Genomic DNA, 25,744 nt, shown 5'->3' with positions numbered 1-25,744 from the left:
AACCACGTTTACGAGGTCCCCACCGCCTCCTGCACCCATGCCGTCAGGGCTTCAGTGCGTGCGGCCCCCCTGACCTCGGCGCTCGTGACGAGCCACAAGGGCTGGGTCAGGATCACGTCACCGAGGAGTTCGATCAGGTCGGGATCGGCGGCTCCGACGAAGTCCGGGGCGAGCAGGGCAACTCCGAGCTGCTTAGCCAGGATCACCTGCAGGTGCATCGCGCTGGCGGCCGCAACCTGGTGCTCCGGCGCGAACAGCCCTTGGGTGGACCGGGCAATCGGCAACGCCGCGAAGTCCTCTCCCCACCCGATCCACGGCACCATCTTCAGATCAGCTATGTCATTGATCGACAGTCGGGCCTCGCGCGGTGCGTAGGCTCGGAAGCGATCTCGCCGACCTTGCGGGCCAGAAGCTCATCCTCGCCCGGACGGCCGATGCGGACCGCGAGATCGGCATCGCGCCGGGGCAGGCTCACGAGGGCAGGGCCGGTCGAAAACGCCACCATCAGGAAGTCCGTCTCATTAATCAGCTCTTCGATCTAGCAGCCTGAATGACCTTATCGACGGGGTTCGTCTGCCGTTCCAAGTTACTGCAACGGTGCCGTCTCAAGCCCGTTATGCTTAATCTCCACGCGCAGGGAGTCAGCGAATCCGTGCGCGACGAACTTTGCCGAAGGCTGGTCAAGTGAGTTGACCAGTGCGCGGTGGATGCACTTCACTCACCGCGCGGGCCAGAAGGATCACTTCATCTTGGTCTGAATATCCTCCAGCAAGGCAATGTGTTCGGTGATCATGCCACGGGCGAGTTTCGCGACGTTCGCGTGCTCCCGGTTCTGTGGGTTGCTTTGCAGGTACTGCGTCTGCACCTGCAGCAGGCCGCTGTGCCCTTCCATTTGCCCCTGAAGGTACTGACGGTCGAAGGCCTCGCCAGGTTGCGCATTCTGGAGCTTCTGGATCATCTCCCTGCTTTGAGCATCCATTTGCATGGCTGGGGCGCTGGCCCCTGATCCAGCACTCGGCTGAGCCGCCGATCCCGTGCCGGATGTCGCAGCAGGCTCCATCATGGAATGAAGGACCTCGGAGAGCGTGGTCTGCTCCTGCACCTCGAAGGTAGCAAACCGCTTCAGGTCAGCATTCTGCGCCTTCTGCTGCGCAATCCGGCTGGTCTCAAGGGCCACCATGCCCAGCTGCATCGTCTGCTGCATGTGTTGCATGTCCGCCTGTGTCATTGGCTGGCTGCTCATGCGGGATGCGCCAGAAGCTGCACCAGTGGCACCGGAAGCCGCAGTTGGTTGTCGGGTGGAGGATCCGCTGGTCTGCGCCAGCGCAGGGGCAGTGACTGCGGCAGCCAAGCCTGCCAAGACAATGCGGCGGTCCATGGGATGTCTCCTGCTCGGATTGCGGCATCCAACCCAGGCAAAGGGCTCTGGGATTGCTCGATCATACCAACGCTGCAGAGCCGATTTTGTTAGGATCGGCCCAACGCTCTTGTCATCGCGAAAAGGGACCTGTGACGAGAAGCGGCGGCAAACCCGTGCTTCCAGCGGAAACCTCACGCGTTACTCAGCGTTGGATCAGACTGTCTGATGTCAGCAGGCTGTGGAGGGCACGATGATCTCCCGTTCCTGGCAATCTTTGGCGCTTGTGGTGGCCCTGGGGTTTGCCTCGGCGTCTCTCGCGGTTGCTCAGTCTGGGGGCGGAGGTGGCGGCTCTGGCGGGGGATCCGGTAGCGGCGCCAGCGGATCTGGCACGAGTGGTGGCGGATCTGCGAGCGGCGGTGCGCCAAGTGCAGGTACCGGTGGACCAACCGGCAATCCATCGAATACTGCAACGGGGGCTACTGGCTCACCCCAGCCGTCGACCGGTGGGATGCCCTCAAGCGGAGCGGCCAGTGGGGCGGTGACACCCCCGATTGTCCCACCAAGCACGACCGGTTCGGGCGGCAATCCAGCCAGCTCCAGTTCCAGTGCTCCCCGGCAAGGCCCGGGAGCTGCCGGCTCGGCTGGAAATCAGACCGGCCTCGGCAACATCGGGCCGGAAACCGAGAAGGAGCAGCGGGCTCAGGAGCAGAGTGACAAGGCAACCAAGAGGATTTGTGACCGCTGCTGAGCAGCGTGCCATTCTCTGCAATGCTAAGGGGCCGCTGAGCATCCCGACACTGTGACCCTGCACGAAACTGTTGCGGCTGGGCGGGTGGGCATCGGCTCAACCGCGAATGCAAACCGCCAAGGTCGCTGGCGATATTCCAGCGATGGAACACGAAGGGAGGCATCCCGCAACAACAGGGCACGGCAGCAGCGTCGGAAGGCGCCACCATTCCGACAAGGCGTGTGATCGACACGATCCGTGTTGGCATAGACCTCGCGGGCCTACCATTGACAGAGATGATCCTGGAGGATCACCATGCCCGAGTGGGGGTGTGCCGTACGGATGGCTACCATGGATAACTTCGATCACATCCTGAACTGGAAGCTGAAGCAAGGCTCACACCCGTTTCCTGGCCAAGACGGTGGCACCTGCATCAACGAAGCGGCCATTGTGGCAGCGGGCTTCCCCTACCAGCCCGTGCGTTCAGTCGAGGACATGCCGGCCTGCTTCTCACGGCCGATCTGCCGGCTGGCCATGCAGCTGAACGACGAGGCCTCGGACGCGGAGCGGCAGCATCTCCTGCCATTCGTGGCCCGCCTCGCCTGTGCCGACACGCCGATGGTGGAGCGGGAGCGGGAAGCTTATATCAGCGCCCGCCTGCGCTGGCGGCGGCCGTTCCCAGCGGGCATCGAGATCCTTGAGGGAGCGCTGGCGATTGGGCGACAAGCTGATGGGTCTGCACCGGATGAGGTGAAGGCCAGGATGGAAGCTGTCCAGACCAGAGCCACCCTTCTCACCTCAGTCCCCGACACACCTCTCTTTGCGAAGATCAAGACCTGGTTCGGCGCGAAGGAGACTGCATCGGCGGGTTGCCCGCTCGACGAGTGAGAACCGGAGACCGGGAAGGTTAGGAGCCAGTATGACGGCATCCTGGGACGACCGGCGCATGGCGGTGCTGACGCGCCTTTGGCTGTCCGGTGAGACAGCCCGTCTGATTGCGGAGAAACTGGGCGGAGGCGTGACGCGCAATGCCGTGATCGGGAAGGCTCATCGCCTCGGGCTTACGGGCAAGCACGGCAGTAAGAGCGCGGCCCTCAAGCGTGCTCGGACATTCCGTTCGGAAGAGAGTGATCAGCAATCCCAGCGCAAGCCCAAGAAGCGTGCACACTGACGTTCGGAGCAAACTCATGCGTCCGGGGCAACGATGCGAACCGCTGGACCGCAGAGAGTGTTTCGCCAAGCCTAACACGCCCCATCTGGGCAACACCATCTTTGGATCGGCTGATCTGACGTGTGGCCCTGCGGCCCGGCATTGCGCGAGCTCCGATGGGCGCATTTTGGCCCGCTCCCGGCCTGGAGCATACCGGCGCCGCCGGACAGACCGATCTGCTCAAGTTGTTCGATGGTCCGCCCACCTTCGAGCAGTGCACCATTGACCTTAATCCTGAGCCCCTCGCCTTGTCTGTGAATCCGCCTGAACAGGTCACGGAGCTTCGGCGTTGAAAAGACCGCCGCCCTGGCCCTTCTGCAGCAACGGCGGACCCGGCAAACCCTCACCTTCCAGCGAGGCTCATCGATGTCAGGTTTCAAGGCGGGGCATCCTGCCACAGGCGAGATCCAGGCGACCACTGCGCCATCCGCCTTCTCGCCTTTCCGCTCCCGCATCTTCCTGGCCATGTGGGTGGCAAGCCTGCTGTCGAATTTCGGCAGTTTGATCCAGAACGTGGGCGCAACCTGGCTGATGACCTCCCTCGCGCCCTCGGCCGACATGGTCACCCTCGTCCAAGTGTCCACCGTCTTGCCGATCGTCCTGTTTTCGCTGCCAGCGGGGGCCGCAGCAGACGTGTGGGACAGGCGGGTCCTCATGTTAACCGCGCAAAGCGGTATGCTCATCGTTTCGGCCGCTCTTGCCATTCTCGCCTGGTTCGGCCAAGTCACGTCCTGGTTCCTCATCGTCCTGACGTTCCTGCTCGGGACCGGCGCCGCGCTCTATGGGCCGCCGTGGCAATCGTCCGTGCGCGAGCAGGTGCCGCTGCGTGACTTGCCGGCAGCAGTCGCCCTCAACAGCGTTGCGTTCAACCTCGCCCGCGCGGTCGGACCCGCACTTGGCGGAGCCATCGTGGCCTGGGCTGGCGCCAAGGTCGCGTTCGGGATCAATGCGATCTCCTATCTCGGTCTCATCGCTGTCCTGCTCGCGTGGAAGCGGCCGTCATCGGAAGCGAGATTGCCCCCGGAAACGATGATGGCGGCCATGGTGGCTGGTCTCCGGTTTGCACGTCTGTCGCACTCCCTCCAGACCGTACTTGTTCGAGGCGCCACTTTCGGGTTCTTTGCCTCCGCACTGTGGGCGCTTATTCCTCTCATCGCGAAGGATCTGCTCAGCGGCGGCGCCATCACCTACGGCCTCCTCTTGGCGGCTTTTGGCGGAGGAGCAGTGGCCGGGGCCTTGGGCGGAGGGGTGATACGGGAACGCTTCACGAATGAGATGATTGTCGCAGGCGGCAGTGCCGCCTTTGGGCTTGCGGGGCTGATTGCAGCATTCAGTCCGTTCCTGGTGATCACGCTTGTGGCAACTGTCCTCGCGGGCGCGGCGTGGCTTCTCGTTCTGTCCACGTTCAACGTGACGGTCCAATTGCGCACGCCCCGCTGGGTGGTCGGTCGCGCGCTGGCGATCTACCAGGCTGGGGTCTTCGGCGGCCTGTCGCTGGGAGGCTGGCTCTGGGGTGTCGTGGCAGAAAACTATGGCGTGCCAACGAGCCTGATCGCAGCCAGCCTTGCTCTTGTCGCGACAGCCCTCCTGGGACGCCTCCTGCCGATGCCCACGACAGACCAGATCAACTTGGAGCCGGTCCCGGTGGAGCATAGAGGTGAAGGCAGCCTGCCTTTGCTGGACCCGAACAGCGGTCCGGTGGTGGCCAGTAGGGAGTACCGGATTGCTGAACAGGACGTTCGCGTATTTCTCGCTGCCGCGAGCCGCGTGCGACGCATGCGCCGCCGCAACGGTGCCCGCCGGTGGGCGCTTCTCCATGATGCCGCCGATCCGGAGATCTGGATCGAGCGATACGAGACCCCGACCTGGCTCGACTACCTGCGGATGCACGAGCGCATGACGATGGTTGATCGGGAGATCGAAAATGAAGTTCTGACCTATCATAAGGGTGAGGAGCAGCCTCTTGCTCGCTTTCTGCTGTCTCACATCCCCATCGCCGCAAACGGCCAAGATGGAGCAGACGCGGGATCAGCGGCCCACGGTTTTCGATCCGACCCTGCCATCCGACCTCGCAACCAAGCGGTTCTGAAGCCACCCGTCCGGGGTGAGCACCAGATCTGCTGATCCTTTTCTGATCCCCGGCAGCAGGTCCTTTCGTCCAAGTTCTTCTAGCAGCGGTCTCGCCGCCACACCATTGGGTTGCGTGCTACCGCCGCCCGCTTCAGCAGGCCAACGGCCTTTCAGCGGGATGAAGCCGGGCCGAAGTTGTCTCGTTTGGTTCCTGCGCGCCGGAAGCCGGTGCCGCCAAGCTGAACATAGGTTAATGGCAGGTATGCCCCGGTCCTCTACGCATGGATGATCGCCCATGGTCCCGGAGGAACTCCCACGTGCTGACCCCATGGCCTGAAGTCCGCAAGGCAACCGCTGGTGAGCGGCACCAGCTCGAAGGAGCTCAAGGTGAACCCCCTCCCGAGCCGACCCTGTTTACAGGTGTCGCCGCCTGCCTCGGCGAGCGGCTGCGCGCGCACTACGCCCAACTCATGAATGAACCCGTTCCTGACGATCTGCTGCGGATCCTTGAAGCCCTGGGTCCGACGGGAAGGGCAGGCGATGGCCATTGACGGATCCCTGCGGCAGGAGATGCTGGGGGCCATTCCGCACCTGCGCGCCTTTGCCATCTCGCTCACCGGCAATGTCACCCAGGCCGACGATCTCGTCCAAACAGCGCTTCTCCGCGGGCTGGAGTACATCGACAAGTACCAGCCGGGCACGAACATGCAGGCGTGGCTCTTCACCATCCTGCGCAACCTGTTCTACACCGAGCGTCGCCGGAAACGTCGCGAGGTCGAGGATCCGGATGGATTGATGGCCGGGAACCTGGCCGTCCTGCCGGGCCAGGGCGCGCACCTGGACTTCGCCGACATGCAGGCTGCCCTGGCCAAGCTGAGCGTCGAGCAGCGGGAGGCACTCCTGCTGGTGGCGGCTGAGGGCGTGTCGTACGAGGAGGCGGCGCAGATCTGCGGCACCAATATCGGAACCATCAAGAGCCGGGTCAATCGCGCCCGGACCCGTCTGGCCGAGTTGATGGAGCTCTCATTGGAGGACCTCGGACCCGACCGGCTGGTGAGGGCCAGCCTGTTTCTGCACGCCACCCTATGAGGCTGTCGCGCTTGTTCCGGCGGAGAGGCGGTTAACATAATGGAAGTGCTCGCAGAGAGCCCACCAGTCTTGTTCGCAGCAATTGGGGAAGACAATCTCGGACCCTCTCCTCCCGGAGCTGAGCGGGTAGCGCACCTGTTCGAGATTGTCGGGGTCGGCCTCTTCCTGGCATTGCTGGTGGGGATGGCCATTATCCTCATTCGACGGCATCGGAACTCCTGACCACGCTCCACCGACGCGAGTGGCGTCCTCTTGGTCGAGGTCTCGAGCGTCGCACAGGATGCCGATGACCCGGAATGACAGCCGCCTCTGACAGTAGGTATGGGCACCAGAGCATCGGACGTGAAACGTGGACCTGCTTTTCACCTCCGAGGTCACGTCCGTCAATGAGTGTAAATTCGGGTGCGGTTTGAGGTGGCCATTGGTCAGCTCGCCTGTGGGGTGATTGCCAGTGCCTGCGGGTTGATCATCGGTGTTGCGAGCTCAGTCATCCCTTCGATCGGCATGTAACGGTGCTGGAGCTGCCAGTCGTCATTGGCCTCCAGCAGCACCGCGCCGATCAGACGCCTGATGCTGTCCTCATTCGGGAAGATGCCCACCACATCGGCCCGCCGTTTGATCTCCTTGTTCAGGCGCTCCAGCGGGTTCGTGCTATGCAGCTTCGTCCGATGCTGGGCCGGGAAGCTCATATAGGCCAGCACGTCATCCAGGCTGTCGTCGACGAAGACCTTCAGCTTGGGCCAGCGGTTGTGGAGCTGGTCGGCAAAATGCGAGAGGCTGGCCCGGGCCGCTGCCTGATCGGGCTGCTGGAAGGCCTGGCGCAGCCCAGCCGCCACCATGGTCTGGTGCGCCTTCGGCACATAGGCGAGCGCATTCCGGGTCCAATGCACCCGGCACCTCTGCCAGGTGGCGCCCAGCACCCGCCGGATGGCGGCCTTGAGGCCTTCATGCGCGTCCGAGATCACCAGCTTCACGCCGGTGAGCCCGCGCTTGACCAGATCGCGCAGAAAGTCGGTCCAGAAGATCTCCGCCTCGCTTGGCCCGATGTGCAGCCCGATGATCTCGCGCCGGCCCTCGGTCGTGACCGCAACCGCCACTATGACGGCCACCGAGACGACGCGGCCGCCCTCCCGCACTTTGAGGTACGTGGCATCGAGCCAGAGATACGGCCATTCTCCGGTGAGCGGGCGCTGCAGGAAGCTCATCACCCGCTCGTCGATGTCCTTGCAGAGCTTGGACACCGAGGACTTGGAGATGCCGCTCAGGCCCATGGCTTGGACCAGATCGTCGACCCGGCGGGTGCTGACGCCGGCAATCCAGGCCTCCTGGATCACCGCCACGAGCGCCTTCTCGACCGTGCGCCGCGGCTCGAGGAAGCCCGGGAAGTAGGCTCCGGTGCGCAGCTTGGGGATCTTGAGGTTGAGGGTGCCTAGGCGCGTGTCGAGCGCCCGCTCGCGATAGCCGTTGCGGTAGGTGGCCCGCTCGCCGCTGCGCTCGTAGCGGGCGGCGCCGATCACGCCCTCGACATCGGCTTCCATCAGGATCTGGAGCACGCTTTCGGCGACACTGCGCAGAAAGTCGCCGTCATCGGCCTTCGCCATCAGCTCGGCCAGTGGTAGTCTGTCGTCGGTCATTGGGGTTCCTTCAGCTGGGGTGCAGTCGAGCAACTCCACCATAGCCGGTCCTCCCAATGACCACCTCATCCCAACACCCGGCGCGTCAGCAAATTTCCACCACCAGCGCGGACTCTACCCACTCCCGATGCTCCAAGGAGGCGTCCGACCTCTCCCGGAATGATGGATTGCTGTCTGATCGCGAAGTTCGCCTATGGCGTCCCGTGGGGAGCGGCTCACCGCGATCTATCACACCCCTGTCACGCGCCAGATCACGTCTCCCACATCGTCTGCTACCAGCAGAGCGCCATCCCGCCCGATCGCCACCCCTACGGGTCGCCCATAGGACTCCTGCTCGTCCGGCGCAAGAAAACCCGTCAGGATGTCACGTGGGCCGCCGGACGGGCGGCCGTTCTCGAACGGAACGAAGATCACCTTGTAGCCGCTGAGCTTGCTGCGGTTCCAGGAGCCGTGTTGGCCGATCACCATTCCGTCGGGGAATCCGGGGAGCGTGCCGGCCGGCAGCCAACAGAGGCCGAGCGACGCAGTGTGCCCGCCCAGAGCATAGTCAGGGGTCAAGGCCCTCCCGACCGCAGTCGGGTCCTGCGGCACGCGATCGTCCACCGTCTGCCCCCAATAGCAGTAAGGCCAGCCATAGAAGCCCCCGTCGCGCACGGATGTCAGGTAGTCCGGCGGCGTCTCGTCGCCCAAGCCATCGCGCTCGTTGACCACCGTCCAAAGTGACTCCGAGTGGGGCTCCCAGGCGAGGCCAACGGGGTTGCGCAGCCCTGTCGCGAAGATGCGGGTCGTGCTGCTGGCGAGATCGATCTCGTATATTGCCGCGCGGCCTTCCTCTGCGGCCATGCCCTCCTCGTCGATGTTGCCGCGCGAACCCACGCCCACATAGAGCTTCGAGCCATCGGGGCTCGCCAGCAGACTGCGGGTCCAATGTCCGCCGGTCTTGAACCCAACCAGCTTGCGACCCGGCCCGGTGACGCGCCCCGTGCCTGCGCCATAAGGAAAGGCGACGACTCCGTCGGTGTTGCCGGCGTAGAACGTCCCGGCCACCAGTGCCATTCCGAAGGGCTGGTTCAAGCCGTCCAGGAACACGTCCCTGACGTCGGCCACTCCATCGCCGTCCGTATCGCGCAGCCGCGTGATGCGGTTCGCACTGACGCCCACGGCGCCGGCGCGTCTCATCGTGCTGAGTGCCGCGTAGGTAAAGATCGACTTGAGCGGGTGCATGACGATGGCGATCAGCGACTTGACGGTTTCATTCGCGCCTCGCGCCTCGGCGACGAGTACATCGCCATTCGACAGGACGTCGATCCACCTGGGATGCTCGAGGTCGGTCGCGAAGGCGTTGACCTGGAGGCCCGGGGCCGCGATCGGCGTCTGCCCGGCCGCCCACCCCTTTGCCGCGGGCATCTTGAGCGTCATCAGGCTGCCCTGCGGCTTTGCTGCGGGGATCACGGGAGTGCGGCCGAACGCAGGCTCGTGCGAGCCTTCCCGCCTCCCTCGAGCCTGGGCCATTGTGCCGCCGATCATGGCCACGCCGCGCGCAAACATCCCCGATACCTTCATGGCCACCTGCCTTGATTGCGGCGCACGTCACTCGAAGCCATCCCGCGACGTACCGATCGCTGTTCATCGTGAGGTCCGCTCTGACGTTAGCACGAAGCCGCGGTATGCCGAAGGTTCGCTCCGGGAGAGGTTATGAGAAGACGCGAAGATTGGCGCGATCTGATGATCCGGTGCGAAGTGAGTAGGTGGACGGCGATGTACCCCTCGAGCTCTGGTCCTAGGGGGACAGCAGCATCCGGCACGGCCCGGAAGCAGACCGAATGTCTCCTCAAGAGGGAAACCTCGGACGTTCCTGAGGGGCAGGGAATTCCCTGGGTTGACCCGGTGCGGACATTCAGGGGTTAGTGTTGCTTTGGGCCTACAGGTCTCGCACGAGGTCCGGCAGGGCCTTCACGACGGCCCGAGGGTCAAACGGCTTCTGCCAGCGTGGGATGTCCTCGTACTGCGCCGGTACAGTGGTGCGGTCATACCCGGTGGCGAACACGACCGGGATCTCCCGGGCCGTGAGGGCCTCCATGATCGGGAATACCATTTCGCCGTTCAGGTTGATGTCGAGAATGGCGGCATCGAGGCGCTCGCCCGTAGCCAAGAGTGCCTGCACCTCATCCAGGGTCGGAACTGGCCCGACCACCTCGGCACCGAGCGCGTGCAGCGCCCGGGCGATGTCGCGGGCGATGAAGTACTCGTCCTCGGCAACCAGCACCCGACGGTTCGCCAGAGCGCCACGCGGTGGAGCGATCATTCCTCTCTCCTTACCTATGCCTCGTCAGGGGCTTCCAGCAGGAGTAAACTGGTCTCGGTCGCACCAGAGTAGCACAGGTTCTGCCGCCGTGCTGCCGGAGAGGATCCGAAGGGCGCCGACCCAAGGAGGGACCCATGCACAACCTCCTCATCAACAAACTGGAGCAGTTCACCAGGCTCTCCGCCGAGGACAAGCAGGTGCTGGCCGATGTCGCGCAGGGGCGGGTACGGGTGCGGGGCGCCCGCGAGGATCTCATCCGGGAGGGCGACAAGCCCACGGACGTGAACCTGATCCTGGAGGGCTGGGCCTGCCGCTACAAGATTCTGCCGGACGGGCGGCGCCAGATCATCTCCTTCTTCGTCCCGGGCGACCTGTGTGACCTGCACGTGTTCGTGCTGCGCGCGATGGACCACTCCATCGGCGCCCTGACCCCGATCACCTTCGCCGAGATCTCCCGCGAGACGCTGCGGGACATCATGTCCAACCACCCACGGATCACCGAAGCGCTCTGGTGGGACACGCTGGTGACAGCGGCGATCCAGCGCGAGTGGACCGTCAATCTCGGCCAGCGCTCGGCCTTCGAGCGCCTGGGCCATCTCCTGTGCGAGCTGTTCATCCGCCTGCAAGCGGTGGGCCTGACGCAGGGCAACGCCTGCGAGTTGCCGGTGACCCAGACCGAGCTCGCCGACGCCACCGGGCTGACAACGGTTCATGTCAATCGCACCCTCCAGGAGTTGCGGGGCAAGGGACTGATCAAGCTCCACGGCAAGCACTTGACCGTTCCCGACCTGGAGGCGTTGGAGACCGCGTCCGTGTTCAACCTGAGCTACCTGCACGCGGACCACGAGGGCCGCGCCCTGGATGCGCGTAACGGCGAAGCCGGCTCTGCGGGCCAATGGTCTCGCGGAGCATGACGTGGACGAGGAGGCGGGCGCCGTGCTTCAGACAGGCGAGTTCCATCAGGCTTCCTGGCCCGTCGGTGGCGGCGAGATGGGCGAGCGGATCCGCGCCTTCGACTGGACCCAAACCTCGCTCGGTCCTCTGCAGGCTTGGCCGCAGCGCGTGAAGGCCACGGTCGATCTCGTGCTCGCCGCGCCGATGCCGATGAACCTGCTGTGGGGGCCGGACCTCGTCCAGATCTACAATGACCGCTACCGCCCGATCTTCGGGGCGAGGCACCCGGCCAGCCTGGGCCAGCCCACCCATGCGTGTTGGGCCGAGGTTCGGGACGTGACCGAGCCGATTTACGAACGGGTGCGGGCCGGCGAGGCAGTCGTGTTGCCGAACAGCCCCTGGGCCTCTGCCCGCGACGGCGCTCCGGAGGGGGCCTTCTTCACCACCTACGTCACCCCCGTGCGCGATGAGAGCGGGGCGGTGGCCGGCATGCTCTTGGCCGGATGCGAGACCACGCACCAGGTCAAGGCCGAAGCCGAGCGCAGGCAGGCCGAGCAGGCGTTGGGCGAGAGCGAGGCGCGTCTGCGTACGGCGCTGGAGATCGAGACCGTCGGCGCCATCTTCCTCGACCGGGACGGGCGGATCATTGACGCCAACGATACCTTCCTGGCCCTGGGCGGCTACAGCCGCGACGATCTGGAGGCGGGCCGTCTCACCTGGCAGGCGCTCACCCCGCCGGAATGGATGGAGGTCTCCGAGCACGCTTTCGCGGAGCTCACAGCAACCGGGCAGATCCCACCCTACGAGAAGGAGTACTTCCGCAAGGACGGCTCGCGCTGGTGCGTGCTGTTCGCCGGCAAGCTGCTGCCGGACGGCATCCTCTTCGAGTTCGTGCTCGACATCACCGCCCGCAAGCAGGCCGAGCAGGCGCTCGCGGGTGAGCTGAAGGCAATGACCCGGCTGCACGACGTGAGCCGGCAGGTGGTCAACGGGGCCGGGCTCCCGGCGGTACTCGATGCGATCCTGGAGGCCACCATCGACCTGCACGGCGCCGACTTCGGCAACATCCAGCTTTACGATGAGGCCACCCAAACCCTGCGCATCGCCGCCCAACGCGGCTTCCAGCCGCCGTTCCTCGACCACTTTGCCGAGGTCGACGCCGCGGAGGCCTCGGCCTGCGGCATGGCTCTGGCGCGCCGCGAGCGGGTGATGATCGAGGATGTCGAGCAGGAGCCGGCCTATGCGCCAAGCCTGGAGGTGGCGCGGGAGGCCGGCTACCGGGCGGTGCAGTCGACGCCGCTGTTCACCCCCTCGGGCGAGACGCTCGGCATGCTCTCGACCCACTTCCGCCAGCCGCACCACCTGTCCGACCTCGATGCCAAGCTCACCGACGTCTATGCGCGTCTGGCGGCGGAGGCCATCGCACAGGTCCGGGCCGAGGTGGCCTTGCGCGAGAGCGAGGGCCAGGCGCGGCTGCTGCTGGCCGAATTGCAGCACCGGGTGCGGAACACGCTCGCGGTGATCCGCTCGATTGCGCGCCAGACGGCGGAGACGAGCGAGACGGTGGAAGACTACGCCATGCATCTGGAAGGGCGCATCGATGCCTTTGCCCGCGTGCAGGCGGCGGTAACGCGCGATCCCAGCGCCGGAATCGATCTGCCCTCCCTGATCGCTGAGGAACTGCTCACCTGCGCGACCAAGGAAGGCGAGCAGTTCAGCATGTCGGGCCCTGACGTGGGCCTGACGCCCAAGGCGGCTGAGACCTTGGTGCTGGCAATCCATGAACTGGCGACCAATGCGGTCAAGTATGGGGCGCTGGCGAGCCGGAAGGGGCACGTGGCGGTGGCCTGGCGCCTGGAGGACCGGAATGGGGATCAGCGCCTGAGGATCGACTGGGTGGAGACGGGGGTGCCCGTTGTCTCGCTCGCGCCCCGGCGCAGCGGCTTCGGGACCGAGCTGCTGACGCAGACCTTGCCCTACCAGCTCAGGGGCACCACGACGCTGTCGTTCAAGCCCGGCGGGCTGCAATGCACCATGGATCTCCCTGCCAAGGGGATCTTGCAGTAGCAGGAGCCGGCTGACCGGTGCGACGGGCGCGGCTCACGCCGCAATCGTGGATTTTGCGCGTGCGTCCTCTGCCGGGTTTGGCTGTGATCCAAACGGCTTGACGTAAGCCGGCGGCATGAGCTTGACCTCATGGCCAAGGCTCTGGAGTTCGCGCGACCAGTGATGAGCCGAGGCACACGCCTCAATGCCTATCAGGCACGGCGGCAGGCTGGCAAAGAACTTGAGCACCTGCCCGCGCCTGACCTGGCGTCGGATGATCACTCCCCCTTCGGGATCGATGCCATGCACCTGAAAGACGGACTTGGCGATGTCCAGGCCAATGGTGGTGACCGTGCTCATGGGATGCTCCTGTGTCGCTGGCTGCTCGAAGCAACCATGCTCTACCTCACCGCTGGGTGGGAGCCGTCCACAGCATCAAGAGCGGTCCTTAGCGCTTATTACCAAGGAAGTGCTGCTCCTTTTCCGCCACTCGATCAACTTGCCGAAATCTTGGCTAGACCTCCATAGCGCCCCTGTAGATCATCTCGATTGCCATGTAGAGGATGAACTGAGCGCGGGTCTCAGTCACCACCTTTTGCCGTTGAGCGTCATCTATCGGCATTGCGCCACGCTCTAAAGTCGATCTCTCTTCGCCTCCCACACGCGAATACTGGCACAGCCTTTGTCGGCGATTAGCCTGACATCTGCGGCCAAGTTAGACTTGGGTGAAGCAGCGGCTCCTCGAGCGGCGTAGGATTGAAACTCATCCCTGTACTATCTCCCTCCCGACTCGCCGGAAGGGAGTTCTTTTGTGGCCCGTCCCAAGCTCATCCCAACGGGTGAGTCGACAGCGGCCTGGAGGAAGCGCAGCCTCATTCCTCGGCCATGACCTCCCTAGCCCGGCGCGGTCCCATTGTTCAGACACGTGGCGGGGCGGGTGATCACAACCAAGTACCGGGTCAGTTTTCCTAGAGAATTCAGTGAATTAAGGGGAAATTCGATGGCTGTTTTTCTATCCCAGGACGCAAGAGGTACCATTGTAGTTCGGACGGCCCCGGACCTTACCGGCCTGAATGATCGTGACCTGATCATTGGCGATAACGCGATCAATTTCATCTCTGGCGGTGCTGGCGATGACACGCTGTTGGGCGGCGATGGCGGAGACTTTCTGTTCGGCGGTATCGGCCAGGACTCACTCGACGGCGGGTTCGGCGGTGATAATTTGTTCGGAGAGGCTGGCGACGACATCTACTCCGATGTCGACGCACTCGACACTATTGGCGAGGCACCCGGCGGCGGAACAGATCTCGTGCTCACGCGAGCGCCCACTCTGATTCTGGCCGCAGAGGTCGAGAATCTGACCCGCACGGGATCGGACAACTTTGTCGGAACCGGGAACAACCTCGGCAACGTCATCACGGGCGGGGCCGGTATCGACACGCTCAACGGGCTTGCAGGCAATGACACCATCGTGGGCGGGGTCGGCAACGACACCATGAACGGCGGCACGGAGGACGACCTCTTCATCTGGAACAACGGCGACAACACCGACACCAACAACGGCGAGGCCGGCAACGACAGGCAGTTGATCAACGGGGCGGCCGCCGCCGACATCGCGAACGTCACGGCGACCGGTGGCGTGGCGGTGTTCACGCGAACGAACCTGGTGCCGTTCAGCGTCAACATGACCAACATCGAGAGACTCGACCTGAGCCCCGGCGAGGGCGACGACCAGAGCACGGTCGGCAACCTCACCGGGACTGCGGTGACCTTGGTGACCTTCGACGGCGGCGGCGGCAACGACCGTTTCGATGCCTCGGGCTCGTCAACCCCGGTTTCGGCCGAGGGCGGGACCGGCAACGACACCCTCAACGGCGGCACCGGGGTCGACACTCTGGCCGGCGGGCTTGGCGACGACAGCTACCTCGTCCAGAACCTCGGCGACATCGTCACCGAGGCGAGCGGCGGCGGCACCGACTCGGTGGCGAGCAGCGTCACCTTTGCGCTCGGTGCCACCGCGGACGTCGAGTTTCTGTCGACCTCCAATGCTGCCGGGACCACGGACCTCAACCTAACTGGTTCTTCGATCGGCAACACGATTACTGGCAACAACGGACGCAACGTCCTCGAAGGCCTCGGAGGGGACGACACGCTTTTCGGGCTCGGAGGCCGTGACAACCTGCGCGGCGGGGACGGCGATGACGTGCTGAGCGGCGGCCGCGGCAGGGACGTGCTGAGGGGTGAGGCTGGCCGCGACACCTATCTCTTCGATGCGCGGGTCGTCGGGGCCGAGGCAGACGTCATCGTCGGCTTCCGCTCGGCTGACGACACGATCCAGCTCGACAGTGCGATCTTCCGGAACGTTCCACGTGTTGGGCCGCAAGGACGAATCGACTCGGACGCGTTCTTCCGCGGAAAGGCCGCGCAAGATGCAGAGGACCGCATCATCTATGACCAGGCTACCGGGTCACTCTACTACGACCGCGACGGGACGGGCGGTGCAGCACAGGTCAAGTTCGCCGACCTGGACAACGAGGCGAGCCTCCGCCTGAGCGACATCATCATCATTTGATCGATGCGTACCGACGGGGAGGCTTTGAGCCTCCCCGTTTCTGATAATCTGCGTCGACGGCCGCTCTACGAGCGCCGCAAGCGCCTGGCGGGACTGTGGAGCTGTGACCCTGTCCTCTGGTGTTTCCCGAGCCCCGCCGAGTCGCGCCCACTCACTCATTCCTTCGGCGGACCTGCCCAGATCCCTGCCTTACAGCAGACGGCTCGCTCAAAACGTGGCAGCGGGCGGTGGACACTGCGGGCAGTTTCTCGACCAGAATAGTAACTACCAAGCAGATCATCGGCTCGGACGCTCCAGCACTCTAATGCAACCTTCTATCGGGGCGGCCGTTATCCCGATGTGGAGGCGTTCCCGCATTCCCTGTGCAATCCCCCACCTGCACAGCCTCCACCGCCTAGAGCCTCGCTCAGACCAATCCCAGCGGGGCTTTTTCTCGCCCATGCGCGATACCGCTACAGCACCATGATGCAACGATCCGAGGAATGGGGAGTTGGGATAGCGCGGAGGGCCATTGCACTCTCCTGTGCGTGATCAGACCCATGACCTCCGTAAACTCAGCCCCGTTCAGAGGGATTCCGGCGGGGCTTTTTCCTGTCCGAGTACCCGCATGATCTGCGTCGGGGTCCAACTCGTGACTCGGACAGTCCCGATGGCCCGCTCGCCTTCCTGTTCAGTGACTTTCGCTTCTGCGCTTAGTAGGGCTTACCGCCTTGAAGGCTCTGGACGGCCAAGAATCCGGCGCGGATATCGCCACCAATCCAGCCGCTAAAACCTTTCGGGAACATGGCTTTATTGAGATGGCTCCCCGGACGAGACTTGGCTCTCAGCCTGGGGTCCGTCCGAGAGCTTGTCCTAGCTCACGAGCCGTCAGTGGGTGCCACTTGTACCGATTAATACATAAGAGACTATCGCTGTCCCGGCGAGGATGAGGATGAGAATTGCAGCCAAGGTGGGCCGGCCAACTCGGGTCTCCCGAGCCAAGCGGTCTGCCGCATCCTGTCTCTGATGATTGAGCTTCACCTCTGCCTCGTTGTGTCCGTCAACCATCGATGTCCATTCCAGATGAGACATCTCCGGCAAAGTCAGACAAACATACTCTTAACCCAGTTTAAGGCAGTATGGGACGAGAGGCCAGAGGATCTGAAACGGCTTTGAGAGCCCGACGTCACAGATAGGTGATGTGATAGCCGAAGAGGATGAGCACGGCGAATGCCAGGATTGTGAGCCAAATCAGGCCTAGGCGCGTGGCCTTTTCGTGCTGCGACAGCCGGGCCTCAATGCTCTCCAGCTTTTGCAGCTTCTCACGCATCTCACGATCTACGTCACTCATTTAATCGTGTGTAAAAGATTACACGGAGCTTGTCCTTGCAACGTTGCAAGAATTTCTTTCGCAAATGCCAGTGTAAACGATCCTCAATTCAGCAAGGATCCAACTTCAATTTGGTCTAATGCTCAGTGTGAAAGGCGCCATCCCCCGAAATCACGATTAGCTTGACGGAAAATGCTCAAATCCTCTGACACACTAGCCGGAGCGGCCGGCAATGTAGGCGCTGTCAGCGTCCTCGAGCGGATCATGAAAGATCCGTTTGGTGGGCTCATGATCCTCATGGACCTTGAGAGCCTTGGCCTGCGGGGCGAGGCAATCTGGCAGCTATATCACGATGTACACGGCATGAGGCTTGAGAGCTTCATCCAACATGTAAAATCTCAGGCTAGCGCGGCCAGGTTCGTCGAGGCCTAGTCCTGATGCCGTGAAGATGGAAGTGCAGGCTCATGGCGCCCGCTACGGAACAGACTTGATACGGCCTTTTCGAAGGGCAATCGACTCTCAATCGCGATGAACGCAACAGACCTGCAAAGCAGATTAGCCCGCTTAATCCCTGGAGATATGCTGTTGCTGCCAATAGCCGAGGTCGAGGAGGCGTTTCACTCCTACAGGCCTCCTGAGGAGCGCCGCGCTGCGGCAGCCAGGCTGGCCGAATTGAATCGATGCAGTCTCACAGTCTATGGGCCAGGCGAGAGCCGACTCCTCTTCACGCGGCACGAGCATCTATCGCCGACGGATCTTGCATAGACCTCATTAGGAAACAGGTTGGGTGCGACCTTCACGAAAGGCAAGGAAAGGCCTCCTTGCCGGGGAGGTTGGAGGGGGCAAGGAGGCCCGTCTCTGGAGCCGAAGGCTGGAGTTCAGGAACAGCCTTCCCAAGTCCAACTTATCCGGCCGAGACATGTTTCAGCTTGGCCAAGAGATGGAGATTGAGACCTGAGCTTCGCCGCTTGGGCGTGTCACTCTAGCGCTCATAGAACCGCAGCATCCGCTCATAGGTCTCAATGACACGATGGCTACCTTCAGCCCGGCCAGAAACGCGAACCCTTGAGTTGCCAATTGAGTTCCCCCGGCGTCCAGCTCAGGTCAAGAAGATACAAGGTCACCCAGGCAAGCACCCCCACCCCGAAGAGGACGGTTGCGAGCAAGACGACCTGTACAAGTTTGTTGTCTTCTTGAGTGAACCGAGCGTCAGCGGTCCTTAACCTGCGCTCTCGTTCACTTAGATCCCGATTTTTAAGTTTCATTTAGTCCTTCGAAGACTTCCTGAGCAATCCATAGGCTGCCTTCAAACTAAGCACTGATACCCGATCAGACGAGTTCACGAGTGGACCGCCCAACCCAAGCGACACAACAGCCCTACGCAAGCCATCTGATTTAGTTCCTACCATTGGACCAAACTCTTCTTGGCTACGGCTACCACTCGTGGGGCTATCGATGTCGAACTTGGTACAATTGTCATCGCATCCTGCAATCCAGGTTACTGACGATGCCGCTTCTGTGCTTGAAGTTACTCAGCGTCTCAATGCCCTGGTTCGTGAACTCAGCGATATCGCCCACCAGATTATCGCCTCAGGTGCTCCTGAGCCTCTGAAGCACAAGATTGTCCAAAATCTTGTAGGAATGCAGCAGCACGCTTACTGCATCTCCCAGGACATCATCAGCCAATGCAGGCCTGAGAAGTCCCATCTCCCGAAGCGGGTGGCGGTTAGTCCATGAACCGCACCCCATAATTATTGCCGCTGGACCAAATCAGACGGACTCTCGCGATAGCCCCCTCATTCGGGATCTTCAGTTCGTGGAAACTGGTCTTTGGTTCGTTCGTTGCACTATCGTGCGTGATGCTTGGCTTGGAGGGTTCGTGATGGCCCCTGAGAATTGGGTTGCGCGTTACGGCTGCATCGCTCTCATCGTGGCCTGCTTCGCCCTCATTGGCGCCATCATTGCCGGGCCTATGCTGCGACCGTTGTGGTTGCCCCAGGTCACTATTGCCCAATTTGCCCAAGGAGGCACGAGGTAGGGAATTCGGCCGACGTGGGGATGGATGGTCGATCCCCGAGCAAGCCTTGAAGGACTTCGCCCGCAAGGAGGAGGTCCTCACGTCCGAACTGGCATTGCTCGCCGCCGAGCTGGAGCGGCAGGGCCAACCTGTGATCGCTGCCATGCTTTGACAGGCAAGCCACCGCTACCGGATCGCCAGCGCACGGAACCGCACCCTTGCGACAGCGCTAGATCAGGGGACATGACCCTCGTGAAACCAACGTCCAGATCCCACGTCCGTCACCCGTAACAGTTGACGGCGTGAGGTGAGGTCAGTTGCTGGGTACCTACTTGCGCCTGTCGGTGTCGTACACGTTGGTCCGGCCCGTGGTCGTCCCAGAGCTGGCCGAGGTACCAGTCGTGCCTGCCGTGGTGGTCCGTGACTGCCCACGCATGAAGTACCAGACAAGGCCGGCAATGATCGCCAGGACAAGGATGATCCACAGCCAGGAGGTGCCGCCGCCATCGGTTGTTGCGGGCGCGGCAGGCGAGCCGGACGTCGCAGGCGGCGTGGCCTGGGCGAGGGCCTCGTTCACCGCAGCGAGTGTCACGATCGTCGAAGCGTGGAGCCTGTTGAGCATCATGTTCCTATCCCAGCCACAGGGGCTACGGATCAACGTTGGTGCCAAGCCCACGTTCCGCTCACCGCAAGGGCCGGGACACTTCAGCCCTTGCGGGATCGGGCCGCTCAGACCCAGCGGGAGGAGGCCTCTTCCTCCGTCGGCAGGCGACCGTCCGGGGTGAAATGGTCGACCGCGTCGGGCAGCTCCTGCGAGAGTTCGGACAGGAGCTGCTGGCGCGGTAGCCCGGTCTGCTGCTCCAACTCGTCGAGCGTGTCCGGCCCGAGCGCGTGCAAAAGCTCGTCCGGCGCAATCCGTCGGTTCTGGCCCGGGCTCACCCAGGAGTCGACGTGGTCGCCGTAGCCGTTCTGGCGGAACTGGTCGAACAGGCCGCCCAAGCCGCCGCCAGCCACACCGCCCCCACCGAGCAGACCACCCAGCAGGCCACCGAGACCACCCGCCAGTCCGCCGCCGAGTCCTCCGCCCTGACCGCCGAGCATGCCGCCAAGGCCCCCCTGGCCCCCCAGGATGTCCCCGAGTCCTCCGCCCGACGAGCCACCCTGCGAACCGGAGCGGTAGTGCTGAAAGGCCTTGGCTGCCAGCAGCATCATGAGCGCCTTCACGATCGGCGAGGTCGCGCCGCCGCGCCCCTGCATCGAGGTGCCTCCGGCTCCCATCATGTTACCCAGGATCGAGTCGAGCAGTCCCATCGCAATCTCCTGTTTCGCGCCGTGTCACGGCCTAATGTGATGACCCCGGACCGGAGGCCCGGAATGGAGAGGGAAGCCCGGCTGAGCTGGGCTTCCCATTACCGTCAGCGGGTGCGGTCGCTCGGGTTGCCCGTGGTGCCGGTGCTGCGGATGTTGCGGTCGTCCTCGACATCGACCTCGGTCTTGCGCACGGTGTCCGAGATCGTCTCGGTGCGCTGGTCGGCTTCCTTGCGCACGACCACTTCCTCGACCACGCGGGCTTCCTTGGAGACCACTGCCTCCTCGCCGCGCTCCTCGACCTCGATCGTGCGCTCCTGGAACGGATCACCGCTGATCGCGCCAGCCTGCGTCGAGCCGGAGACCGGGCGGCGCTCCACGGCGACGCGCTCCTCGCGCAGGGTGACCTGCTCCTGCACGGGACGCTCGATCACCCGCGAGTGCAGACGCACGCGCCCGCGGTTCACCTCGCGCTTGCCGACGTGCAACTCTTCCTCGGCGACTGGGATCACCTCATCGGTGTCGCGCGCCGTGGACGACGCACGGTCCGTCAGCCCGGTCGCGCCTGTCGCGGTGGTGCTCGCCGTCGTGGCGCCGGCGCCCGTCCAGCCCTCGGAGCGCCAGGTGTTCTCGCGCTCGTCGAAGTCCACCGTGCCCTCGTCATCGAGGATATCGACAATCCGGTCCACCTCCGTGTCGGAGGCACGCACCGTCACCAAGGCGCCGCCGCGGCGGACGCCCTCGGCATAGGCATGGGCATCGTTCTCGTCGACGCCGGCGTCAACGAGCGCACCCGTCAGTCCGCCAATGGCCGCGCCGGCACCCGCACCCACAAGCGTGGACACGAGCCATCCGGCCGCCACCACAGGACCAAGCCCCGGGATCGCGAGCATGCCGAGGCCGGCGAGAAGGCCAGCCCCGCCGCCGGCCAGCGTGCCCACGGTAGCGCCCGTTCCGGCGCCGTCGCTGACATCGTCGTCATGATGGTTGGTGCCGTCGAAGGTGCGGCTGGCGTGCGACGAGTAGCGGTCACCCTCATTGTTGGCGATCAGGCTGATGTCGCCGCGGGAAACGCCGGCGGCCTCCAGGCGGCGGACGGCCTCGGAGGCATCCTCGTAGCTGTCAAAGAACGCTGTGATGGTCTTGCTGATCATGTCTGTTCCACTTCGTGAGAAAGGGTGCGGCCGTGCGCCGGCACCCTGATTGCTTGATGGATTGAATGATGGAGATCGGGCTTACTGGATCTGCACCGTGCCCTTGTAGTCGATGCCCACGCTGACGGACTTGCCCTCGCGCTGGGCCTTGCCGCGCCAGATGCCCTGATCGTCCTTGCGCAGCTCGGTGACGTTGCTGAAGCCCTGCGCCTCAAGACGGGAGCGCGCCTGCGCTTCGGTGAAGCTGTTGGCGCCCGGCTCGACCGCGCCCGTCGTCTGCGGGCTGTCGGCCGGCTTGTGGGTGACGGCGGGATTCGACGAGCCACTGTTGTTCGTCGGCTGGGTCGCCGAGGTTTGGGCCATCGCCGCCGTGGTCAAGGCCGACAGGACGGCCAGAGTTGCAAAGCCGAGGCGTCTCAAGGTGCTTCTCCTCTATGTCAAACACGTAGGGGCTCAATGTGCGACTACGGCGACGGTTCCGACTGCCAAGCTTGCGGGCAGGAGGCTATTCCTGCGGGGGAGCGGGGAACTGCCCTTGCCAGCGCCCGTTGGTTGTCGCTTACCGTGAGAGGATCGATGGCCGACCTAATCCCAAACCCGAGCACGCGTCTGGACAACCAGGAGCCGGTGCCTGTCCTTGATGACGCCCTGAGGAGCGATCCTCGAACCATCGCGGAGGAGGTCATCCCTGTCGTCGAGGAAAGTGCCACCATCGGCAAGCGCGAGGTCGTGACCGAGCATGTGCGGGTGCGGACGGTCACCGATACCGTCGAGGAGTTGGCGCACGCGTCCGTGCAGCGCGAGGACGTTGAGGTCACCCGTGTGCCCATCGGCAGGGTGGTCGACACCGCTCCTGAGATCCGGACCGACGGCGACGTCACGATCGTGCCGGTGCTCGAGGAGGTGCTCGTTGTCACGAAGCAACTCGTCCTCAAGGAGGAACTGCATATCCGGCGCAGCATCGAAACCGAGACCGTCGAGATGCCGGTCACCTTGCGCAAGCAGCGCGCCATCGTCGAGCGTGAGCCTTCGGATGGCGCGGCGGTCGACGATGAGGCAGAGCCTGAAACCGACAATCCGCCTCCGCGTTGACGAACCGTAGCGGTTCATGAGCGTGAGGTCAGTGTATGCGTCGGTTCCTGCGTAACAATGGGTTGTCACTCACCTTGTTCGCCTTGTTCCTGATCTCCTTCATCGGCCAGGCGCTGACGGGCTGGAAGGCCAATGCCGAGGAACTCCGCCTACATGAATTGCCCGAGATCGGCTTTCTCACCTACCTGACCAGCGGTCACTTCATCTCGGCCACCTTAGAACTGGGAAAGCGAGTTCCTCCAGATGGCGACGTACGTGCTGCTGACGGTGTTCCTGTTCCAGAAGGGATCGCCCGAGTCCAAGAACCCGGACGAGGCCAATCCCGAGGATGAAGCTCCGGCAACGAGGCGCCGCGACCCGGAGGCACCGGGTCCGGTCCACCGCGGCGGCTTGCTGCTGAAGCTCTACTCGCACTCGCTCAGCCTCGCACTCGTGACCCTCTTTCTCGCCTCCTTCTGGCTGCATCTGGCGGGCAGCACGCGTCGGATGAATGAGGAGGCGCTCCAGCACCACCAGCCCTCCCAGACCATGATCGAGACACTCGCGGATCCGCAGTTCTGGTACGAGAGCTTCCAGAACTGGCAGAGCGAGTTCCTGTCCATCGCCGTGCTCCTGGTGCTCGGGATCTATCTGCGCGAGCGCGGCTCGCCGGAGTCGAAGCCCGTCGCCGTCCGCACGCCGCAACCGGGCACTGACCAAGCGAGCGGCATCACCGCGGATGCGGCAATGCCGCTCGCTTGGTCGCCGGCGACAGCCCCAACCGCAGTCGTAGGTTGAAGTCAGTGTCCCTGGACGGCCCTCATTCCCTTGATCGCCTCGGAAAGAACCGCTGACGGAGCAACCGCCATTTCTTGATTCCCCAGATCGTAAACTGGCCGACCGGCTCCCGCAGGAAGGCCACGTCATAGGCGATCAGCAGGAGCCCGAGCGGCAGCATCCAGATGCCCAGAAAGGGCAGGATCGAGAAGATACCGCCCAACACAAGGAGCACCCCGGCCGGAATGCGGATCCAGCGGGCGTCTGGATGCCGTAGGTTTCGAAGCACACGCGCCACCTTGCCGGGCACCTCGTGTTCCAGCTGCCTGAATGCCCGTCGCAGGACAGCCTTGCCATTACCGCTTGCCATGCGGTGTGAAGCGCTCACCTGAGAAAGAGTTCCGCTGGGTCTCAGGCGTGCAAGCGCGCATAGCCGGTGCGTTTGACTCGGGAAACATCACGAGGGGCCTTCATCATGCTCAGCGGCATTCGGGTCCTGATTGTCGAGGATGAAGCCTTAGTCGCCGCGGCGCTGTCAGACGCAGTAGAGAATGCCGGAGGCGAGGTTGTGAGCGTGGCCCGCACCGTCAATGAAACCGCGAGCTGATCAGGCGGCTCACCTTCTACGCGGCGGTGCTGGATCTTCATCTGCCCGACGGCGACGTCACGCCGGTTCTGAAGGCGCTTCATGCGCGCCAAGCCCCCACCGTGGTCGGCGGCGGCGATTTGCCGGAGAAGGTCAGAGCCTGGCATCCCGAACTGGTGGTGCTCCGGAAGCCGGCTCTCCCGGGCCCGCTCGTGGCCGAGATCCTCCGGACGCGTGGAAAGGACGTGTAGTCCAGCTTGGACAAAGGCGAAACGCCTGCGGACTGCTCATTCTGAATGGTTCCTGGGCAGGGGTTTCCATGAGGACAGACCTGCTCTGCTCTGAGCTTTGCAACAACCAGAGCGCGCCTTCGTTGATGCCCGACACCGGAATGGTGCGCTGCACAATGAGGATCCATGAAGTTTGCCCCCGACGACTACCTTGCCTTCTTTCCTCTTCATCACGAGGTCGAGGTTCATTCTCCAGCCCGCCAGCCATCCCGGCGCAGGGCTGTCACAAGGAAGAGACAGGTGTCCCTCGCACTGCAAGGCGGCGGATCGTTCGGAGCCTTCACGTGGGGCGTGCTCGACCGCCTGCTCGAGGACGAGACCATCACGTTCGATGCCGTGAGCGGAGCCAGCGCCGGTGCCGTGAACGCGGTTCTGCTTGCCTCCGGGCTGGCGCAGGGCGGGCCAAGCGCCGCGAGAGCAGGCCTCAAGCGTTTCTGGAAGCGCGCCAGCGAAGCGGCTCCTCGAGCCCACGCTGGCCTCGCCGTCGAGGTTGCGGCCCGCCATCTGTCGCCGTACCAGTTCAACCCGTTCAACCTGCATCCGCTGAAGACGCTCCTGGACGAGGAGATCGACTTCGAGGCCTTGCGGCGGCATCCAAAGCTCAAGCTGCTGATCGCGACAACGCGGGTGCGCGATGGACGCCTGCGAGTCTTCCGCGAGAAGGCCGTGACGCTCGATGTGATCCTGGCCTCGACCTGCCTGCCTGTCCTGCATCATGCGGTGTCCATCGAGGGCGAGGCGTACTGGGATGGCGGGTACTCGGCCAATCCGCCCGTGCTCCCGCTCGTCTCCGCTTCACGGGTCGAGGAGGCACTGGTGGTGCAGATCATGCCGTCCGTTGGGGCAGAGATGCCGACGACCGCGTCGGAGATCAGGAAACGCATCGAGCAGATCACCTTTGCCAGCTCGCTGGCGCGGGACATCGATGCGTTGGCCGCCATGAAGCAGCTTGCCGGTCATCATGATCAGGGCTCCCGTCTGGCCCGCAAGCTGCAAAAGCTGCGGCTTCATCACATTGCGGCGGAGGCGGAGTACCCGGCCTTAGGTGAGGCCAGCGCGCTCAACCTGGACTGGAACTTCCTGCTGGCGCTCCGCGATGCAGGCCGCAACGCAGCGGACCGGTGGCTCAGCCAGGGATAACGGTGAACGACATGCCAATCGTGCTCCACCGACGGAAGCGGTATCAGGAACACTGTTCAGAGTCCGCACGCCTGCGCCGGGAGTTACCGCACAGCGAGTACATTGCGCTTCCCGGGCTCGGCCACATGATCCATCACCTCGCCCCGGACGCTGTTGCCATCGCGATTGATCACACGGCGCAGCGA

General features: G+C 63.8%; 25 protein-coding genes and 2 pseudogenes. 14 read left to right on the top strand and 13 right to left on the bottom strand.

Going from position 1 to position 25,744, the window contains the following annotated elements; all coding sequences use genetic code 11:
• Nucleotides 1-8 precede the first annotated feature (8 nt).
• The 3 genes from NF876_RS12570 to NF876_RS12560 all read right to left on the bottom strand — a co-directional run bounded on the left by NF876_RS12570 (nt 9) and on the right by NF876_RS12560 (nt 1,378).
• Entirely contained in the window at nt 9-323 is a 315-nt protein-coding gene (locus NF876_RS12570; RefSeq protein ID WP_262269134.1) for a hypothetical protein, read from the bottom strand.
• A gap of 11 nt (nt 324-334) precedes the next feature.
• A complete protein-coding gene (locus NF876_RS12565) occupies nt 335-505 on the bottom strand; it encodes a hypothetical protein (RefSeq protein ID WP_262269133.1) in 171 nt (56 codons plus the stop codon).
• A 234-nt stretch (nt 506-739) separates the two neighbouring features.
• Complete coding sequence (locus NF876_RS12560) at nt 740-1,378, bottom strand: DUF4142 domain-containing protein (RefSeq protein ID WP_262269132.1); 639 nt, start codon at nt 1,376-1,378, stop codon at nt 740-742.
• Between the two features lie 1,060 nt (nt 1,379-2,438).
• On the opposite strand from NF876_RS12560, the gene NF876_RS12555 reads away from it, so the two are divergent.
• The 5 genes from NF876_RS12555 (at nt 2,439) to NF876_RS12535 (ending at nt 6,456) form a co-directional block, all read left to right on the top strand.
• Complete coding sequence (locus NF876_RS12555; RefSeq protein WP_262269131.1) at nt 2,439-2,975, top strand: hypothetical protein; 537 nt, start codon at nt 2,439-2,441, stop codon at nt 2,973-2,975.
• 31 nt (nt 2,976-3,006) lie between these two features.
• Nucleotides 3,007-3,258, top strand: coding sequence for a GcrA family cell cycle regulator (locus tag NF876_RS12550; protein ID WP_262269130.1), 252 nt, complete (start codon nt 3,007-3,009; stop codon nt 3,256-3,258).
• Nucleotides 3,259-3,663: 405 nt separating this feature from the next.
• Complete coding sequence (locus NF876_RS12545) at nt 3,664-5,421, top strand: MFS transporter (protein WP_262269129.1); 1,758 nt, start codon at nt 3,664-3,666, stop codon at nt 5,419-5,421.
• A gap of 263 nt (nt 5,422-5,684) precedes the next feature.
• Complete coding sequence (locus NF876_RS12540) at nt 5,685-5,918, top strand: NepR family anti-sigma factor (RefSeq protein WP_262269128.1); 234 nt, start codon at nt 5,685-5,687, stop codon at nt 5,916-5,918.
• Complete coding sequence (locus NF876_RS12535; protein WP_262269127.1) at nt 5,908-6,456, top strand: sigma-70 family RNA polymerase sigma factor; 549 nt, start codon at nt 5,908-5,910, stop codon at nt 6,454-6,456. The genes NF876_RS12540 and NF876_RS12535 overlap by 11 nt, the downstream gene beginning before the upstream one ends.
• Before the next feature lie 425 nt (nt 6,457-6,881).
• Here the strand turns inward: NF876_RS12535 and NF876_RS12530 are convergent, their stop codons facing one another.
• The 3 genes from NF876_RS12530 to NF876_RS12520 all read right to left on the bottom strand — a co-directional run bounded on the left by NF876_RS12530 (nt 6,882) and on the right by NF876_RS12520 (nt 10,395).
• Nucleotides 6,882-8,090, bottom strand: coding sequence for an IS256 family transposase (locus NF876_RS12530; protein ID WP_262269126.1), 1,209 nt, complete (start codon nt 8,088-8,090; stop codon nt 6,882-6,884).
• 228 nt (nt 8,091-8,318) lie between these two features.
• Nucleotides 8,319-9,653, bottom strand: a complete 1,335-nt coding sequence (locus NF876_RS12525) for a PQQ-dependent sugar dehydrogenase (protein ID WP_262269125.1) — start codon at nt 9,651-9,653, stop codon at nt 8,319-8,321.
• A gap of 358 nt (nt 9,654-10,011) precedes the next feature.
• Nucleotides 10,012-10,395: a response regulator gene (locus NF876_RS12520; RefSeq protein ID WP_262269124.1), complete on the bottom strand. Its 384-nt coding sequence runs from the start codon at nt 10,393-10,395 to the stop codon at nt 10,012-10,014.
• 134 nt (nt 10,396-10,529) lie between these two features.
• Between NF876_RS12520 and NF876_RS12515 the strand changes: the two genes are divergently transcribed.
• Nucleotides 10,530-11,309 (top strand): Crp/Fnr family transcriptional regulator, encoded by a 780-nt coding sequence (locus NF876_RS12515; protein ID WP_262269123.1) that lies wholly within the window; start codon nt 10,530-10,532, stop codon nt 11,307-11,309.
• Nucleotides 11,257-13,356 (top strand): sensor histidine kinase, encoded by a 2,100-nt coding sequence (locus NF876_RS12510; RefSeq protein ID WP_262269122.1) that lies wholly within the window; start codon nt 11,257-11,259, stop codon nt 13,354-13,356. The genes NF876_RS12515 and NF876_RS12510 overlap by 53 nt, the downstream gene beginning before the upstream one ends.
• Nucleotides 13,357-13,446: 90 nt before the next feature.
• Here the strand turns inward: NF876_RS12510 and NF876_RS12505 are convergent.
• Nucleotides 13,447-13,695 (bottom strand): annotated as a pseudogene (locus NF876_RS12505) (IS110 family transposase); the annotation flags it as partial.
• A 640-nt stretch (nt 13,696-14,335) separates the two neighbouring features.
• Here NF876_RS12505 and NF876_RS12500 point away from each other — a divergent pair.
• Nucleotides 14,336-15,907 (top strand): calcium-binding protein, encoded by a 1,572-nt coding sequence (locus NF876_RS12500; protein WP_262269121.1) that lies wholly within the window; start codon nt 14,336-14,338, stop codon nt 15,905-15,907.
• A gap of 1,165 nt (nt 15,908-17,072) precedes the next feature.
• On the opposite strand, the gene NF876_RS12495 is transcribed toward NF876_RS12500, so the two are convergent.
• Nucleotides 17,073-17,216: a hypothetical protein gene (locus tag NF876_RS12495; RefSeq protein ID WP_262269120.1), complete on the bottom strand. Its 144-nt coding sequence runs from the start codon at nt 17,214-17,216 to the stop codon at nt 17,073-17,075.
• 1,455 nt (nt 17,217-18,671) lie between these two features.
• On the opposite strand from NF876_RS12495, the gene NF876_RS12490 reads away from it, so the two are divergent.
• Nucleotides 18,672-18,953 (top strand): hypothetical protein, encoded by a 282-nt coding sequence (locus NF876_RS12490; RefSeq protein WP_262269119.1) that lies wholly within the window; start codon nt 18,672-18,674, stop codon nt 18,951-18,953.
• Nucleotides 18,954-19,561: 608 nt separating this feature from the next.
• Here NF876_RS12490 and NF876_RS12485 read toward each other — a convergent pair.
• From NF876_RS12485 to NF876_RS12470, 4 genes are all read right to left on the bottom strand, one after another.
• A complete protein-coding gene (locus NF876_RS12485) occupies nt 19,562-19,858 on the bottom strand; it encodes a hypothetical protein (RefSeq protein WP_262269118.1) in 297 nt (98 codons plus the stop codon).
• A gap of 104 nt (nt 19,859-19,962) precedes the next feature.
• Nucleotides 19,963-20,544 carry a YidB family protein gene (locus NF876_RS12480; RefSeq protein WP_262269117.1) on the bottom strand — a complete coding sequence of 194 codons (582 nt, stop codon included), beginning with the start codon at nt 20,542-20,544 and terminating at the stop codon, nt 19,963-19,965.
• A gap of 104 nt (nt 20,545-20,648) precedes the next feature.
• Nucleotides 20,649-21,695, bottom strand: coding sequence for a YsnF/AvaK domain-containing protein (locus NF876_RS12475; RefSeq protein WP_262269116.1), 1,047 nt, complete (start codon nt 21,693-21,695; stop codon nt 20,649-20,651).
• A gap of 81 nt (nt 21,696-21,776) precedes the next feature.
• On the bottom strand, nt 21,777-22,115 hold the full coding sequence (locus NF876_RS12470) for a PepSY domain-containing protein (protein WP_262269115.1): 339 nt from the start codon (nt 22,113-22,115) through the stop codon (nt 21,777-21,779).
• Between the two features lie 156 nt (nt 22,116-22,271).
• Between NF876_RS12470 and NF876_RS12465 the strand changes: the two genes are divergently transcribed.
• Together NF876_RS12465 and NF876_RS12460 are read left to right on the top strand one after the other, a co-directional pair.
• Nucleotides 22,272-22,787, top strand: a complete 516-nt coding sequence (locus tag NF876_RS12465; protein WP_262269114.1) for a YsnF/AvaK domain-containing protein — start codon at nt 22,272-22,274, stop codon at nt 22,785-22,787.
• 35 nt (nt 22,788-22,822) lie between these two features.
• Nucleotides 22,823-23,564: pseudogene (locus tag NF876_RS12460) on the top strand (DUF6766 family protein).
• A gap of 22 nt (nt 23,565-23,586) precedes the next feature.
• Here the strand turns inward: NF876_RS12460 and NF876_RS12455 are convergent.
• Nucleotides 23,587-23,832, bottom strand: a complete 246-nt coding sequence (locus NF876_RS12455; protein ID WP_315975031.1) for a hypothetical protein — start codon at nt 23,830-23,832, stop codon at nt 23,587-23,589.
• Between the two features lie 186 nt (nt 23,833-24,018).
• Here NF876_RS12455 and NF876_RS12450 point away from each other — a divergent pair, with 186 nt between their 5' ends.
• The 3 genes from NF876_RS12450 to NF876_RS12440 all read left to right on the top strand — a co-directional run bounded on the left by NF876_RS12450 (nt 24,019) and on the right by NF876_RS12440 (nt 25,559).
• Nucleotides 24,019-24,150, top strand: coding sequence for a response regulator (locus NF876_RS12450; RefSeq protein WP_262269112.1), 132 nt, complete (start codon nt 24,019-24,021; stop codon nt 24,148-24,150).
• Between the two features lie 26 nt (nt 24,151-24,176).
• The gene (locus NF876_RS12445) at nt 24,177-24,380 is read left to right on the top strand and encodes a hypothetical protein (protein ID WP_262269111.1); all 204 of its coding nucleotides are present in this window, start codon (nt 24,177-24,179) and stop codon (nt 24,378-24,380) included.
• A gap of 279 nt (nt 24,381-24,659) precedes the next feature.
• The gene (locus NF876_RS12440; RefSeq protein ID WP_262269110.1) at nt 24,660-25,559 is read left to right on the top strand and encodes a patatin-like phospholipase family protein; all 900 of its coding nucleotides are present in this window, start codon (nt 24,660-24,662) and stop codon (nt 25,557-25,559) included.
• The last annotated feature ends 185 nt before the right edge of the window (nt 25,560-25,744 follow it).

The organism is Microvirga yunnanensis, assembly GCF_025460875.1.
The sequence above is the reverse complement of the archived record's forward strand: the minus strand, read 5'-3'. Positions and strand labels throughout refer to the sequence as shown.

Coding starts and splice junctions, on each gene's coding strand:
- NF876_RS12510 (WP_262269122.1), top strand. CDS start 11,257: ATGCGCGTAACGGCGAAGCCGGCTCTGCGGGCCAATGGTCTCGCGGAG.
- NF876_RS12500 (WP_262269121.1), top strand. CDS start 14,336: ATGGCTGTTTTTCTATCCCAGGACGCAAGAGGTACCATTGTAGTTCGG.
- NF876_RS12530 (WP_262269126.1), bottom strand. CDS start 8,090: ATGACCGACGACAGACTACCACTGGCCGAGCTGATGGCGAAGGCCGAT.
- NF876_RS12515 (WP_262269123.1), top strand. CDS start 10,530: ATGCACAACCTCCTCATCAACAAACTGGAGCAGTTCACCAGGCTCTCC.
- NF876_RS12545 (WP_262269129.1), top strand. CDS start 3,664: ATGTCAGGTTTCAAGGCGGGGCATCCTGCCACAGGCGAGATCCAGGCG.
- NF876_RS12450 (WP_262269112.1), top strand. CDS start 24,019: ATGCTCAGCGGCATTCGGGTCCTGATTGTCGAGGATGAAGCCTTAGTC.
- NF876_RS12480 (WP_262269117.1), bottom strand. CDS start 20,544: ATGGGACTGCTCGACTCGATCCTGGGTAACATGATGGGAGCCGGAGGC.
- NF876_RS12565 (WP_262269133.1), bottom strand. CDS start 505: ATGGTGGCGTTTTCGACCGGCCCTGCCCTCGTGAGCCTGCCCCGGCGC.
- NF876_RS12495 (WP_262269120.1), bottom strand. CDS start 17,216: ATGCGTGAGAAGCTGCAAAAGCTGGAGAGCATTGAGGCCCGGCTGTCG.
- NF876_RS12520 (WP_262269124.1), bottom strand. CDS start 10,395: ATGATCGCTCCACCGCGTGGCGCTCTGGCGAACCGTCGGGTGCTGGTT.
- NF876_RS12535 (WP_262269127.1), top strand. CDS start 5,908: ATGGCCATTGACGGATCCCTGCGGCAGGAGATGCTGGGGGCCATTCCG.
- NF876_RS12555 (WP_262269131.1), top strand. CDS start 2,439: ATGGATAACTTCGATCACATCCTGAACTGGAAGCTGAAGCAAGGCTCA.
- NF876_RS12570 (WP_262269134.1), bottom strand. CDS start 323: ATGGTGCCGTGGATCGGGTGGGGAGAGGACTTCGCGGCGTTGCCGATT.
- NF876_RS12560 (WP_262269132.1), bottom strand. CDS start 1,378: ATGGACCGCCGCATTGTCTTGGCAGGCTTGGCTGCCGCAGTCACTGCC.
- NF876_RS12525 (WP_262269125.1), bottom strand. CDS start 9,653: ATGAAGGTATCGGGGATGTTTGCGCGCGGCGTGGCCATGATCGGCGGC.
- NF876_RS12550 (WP_262269130.1), top strand. CDS start 3,007: ATGACGGCATCCTGGGACGACCGGCGCATGGCGGTGCTGACGCGCCTT.
- NF876_RS12490 (WP_262269119.1), top strand. CDS start 18,672: ATGTCGAACTTGGTACAATTGTCATCGCATCCTGCAATCCAGGTTACT.
- NF876_RS12465 (WP_262269114.1), top strand. CDS start 22,272: ATGGCCGACCTAATCCCAAACCCGAGCACGCGTCTGGACAACCAGGAG.
- NF876_RS12485 (WP_262269118.1), bottom strand. CDS start 19,858: ATGATGCTCAACAGGCTCCACGCTTCGACGATCGTGACACTCGCTGCG.
- NF876_RS12475 (WP_262269116.1), bottom strand. CDS start 21,695: ATGATCAGCAAGACCATCACAGCGTTCTTTGACAGCTACGAGGATGCC.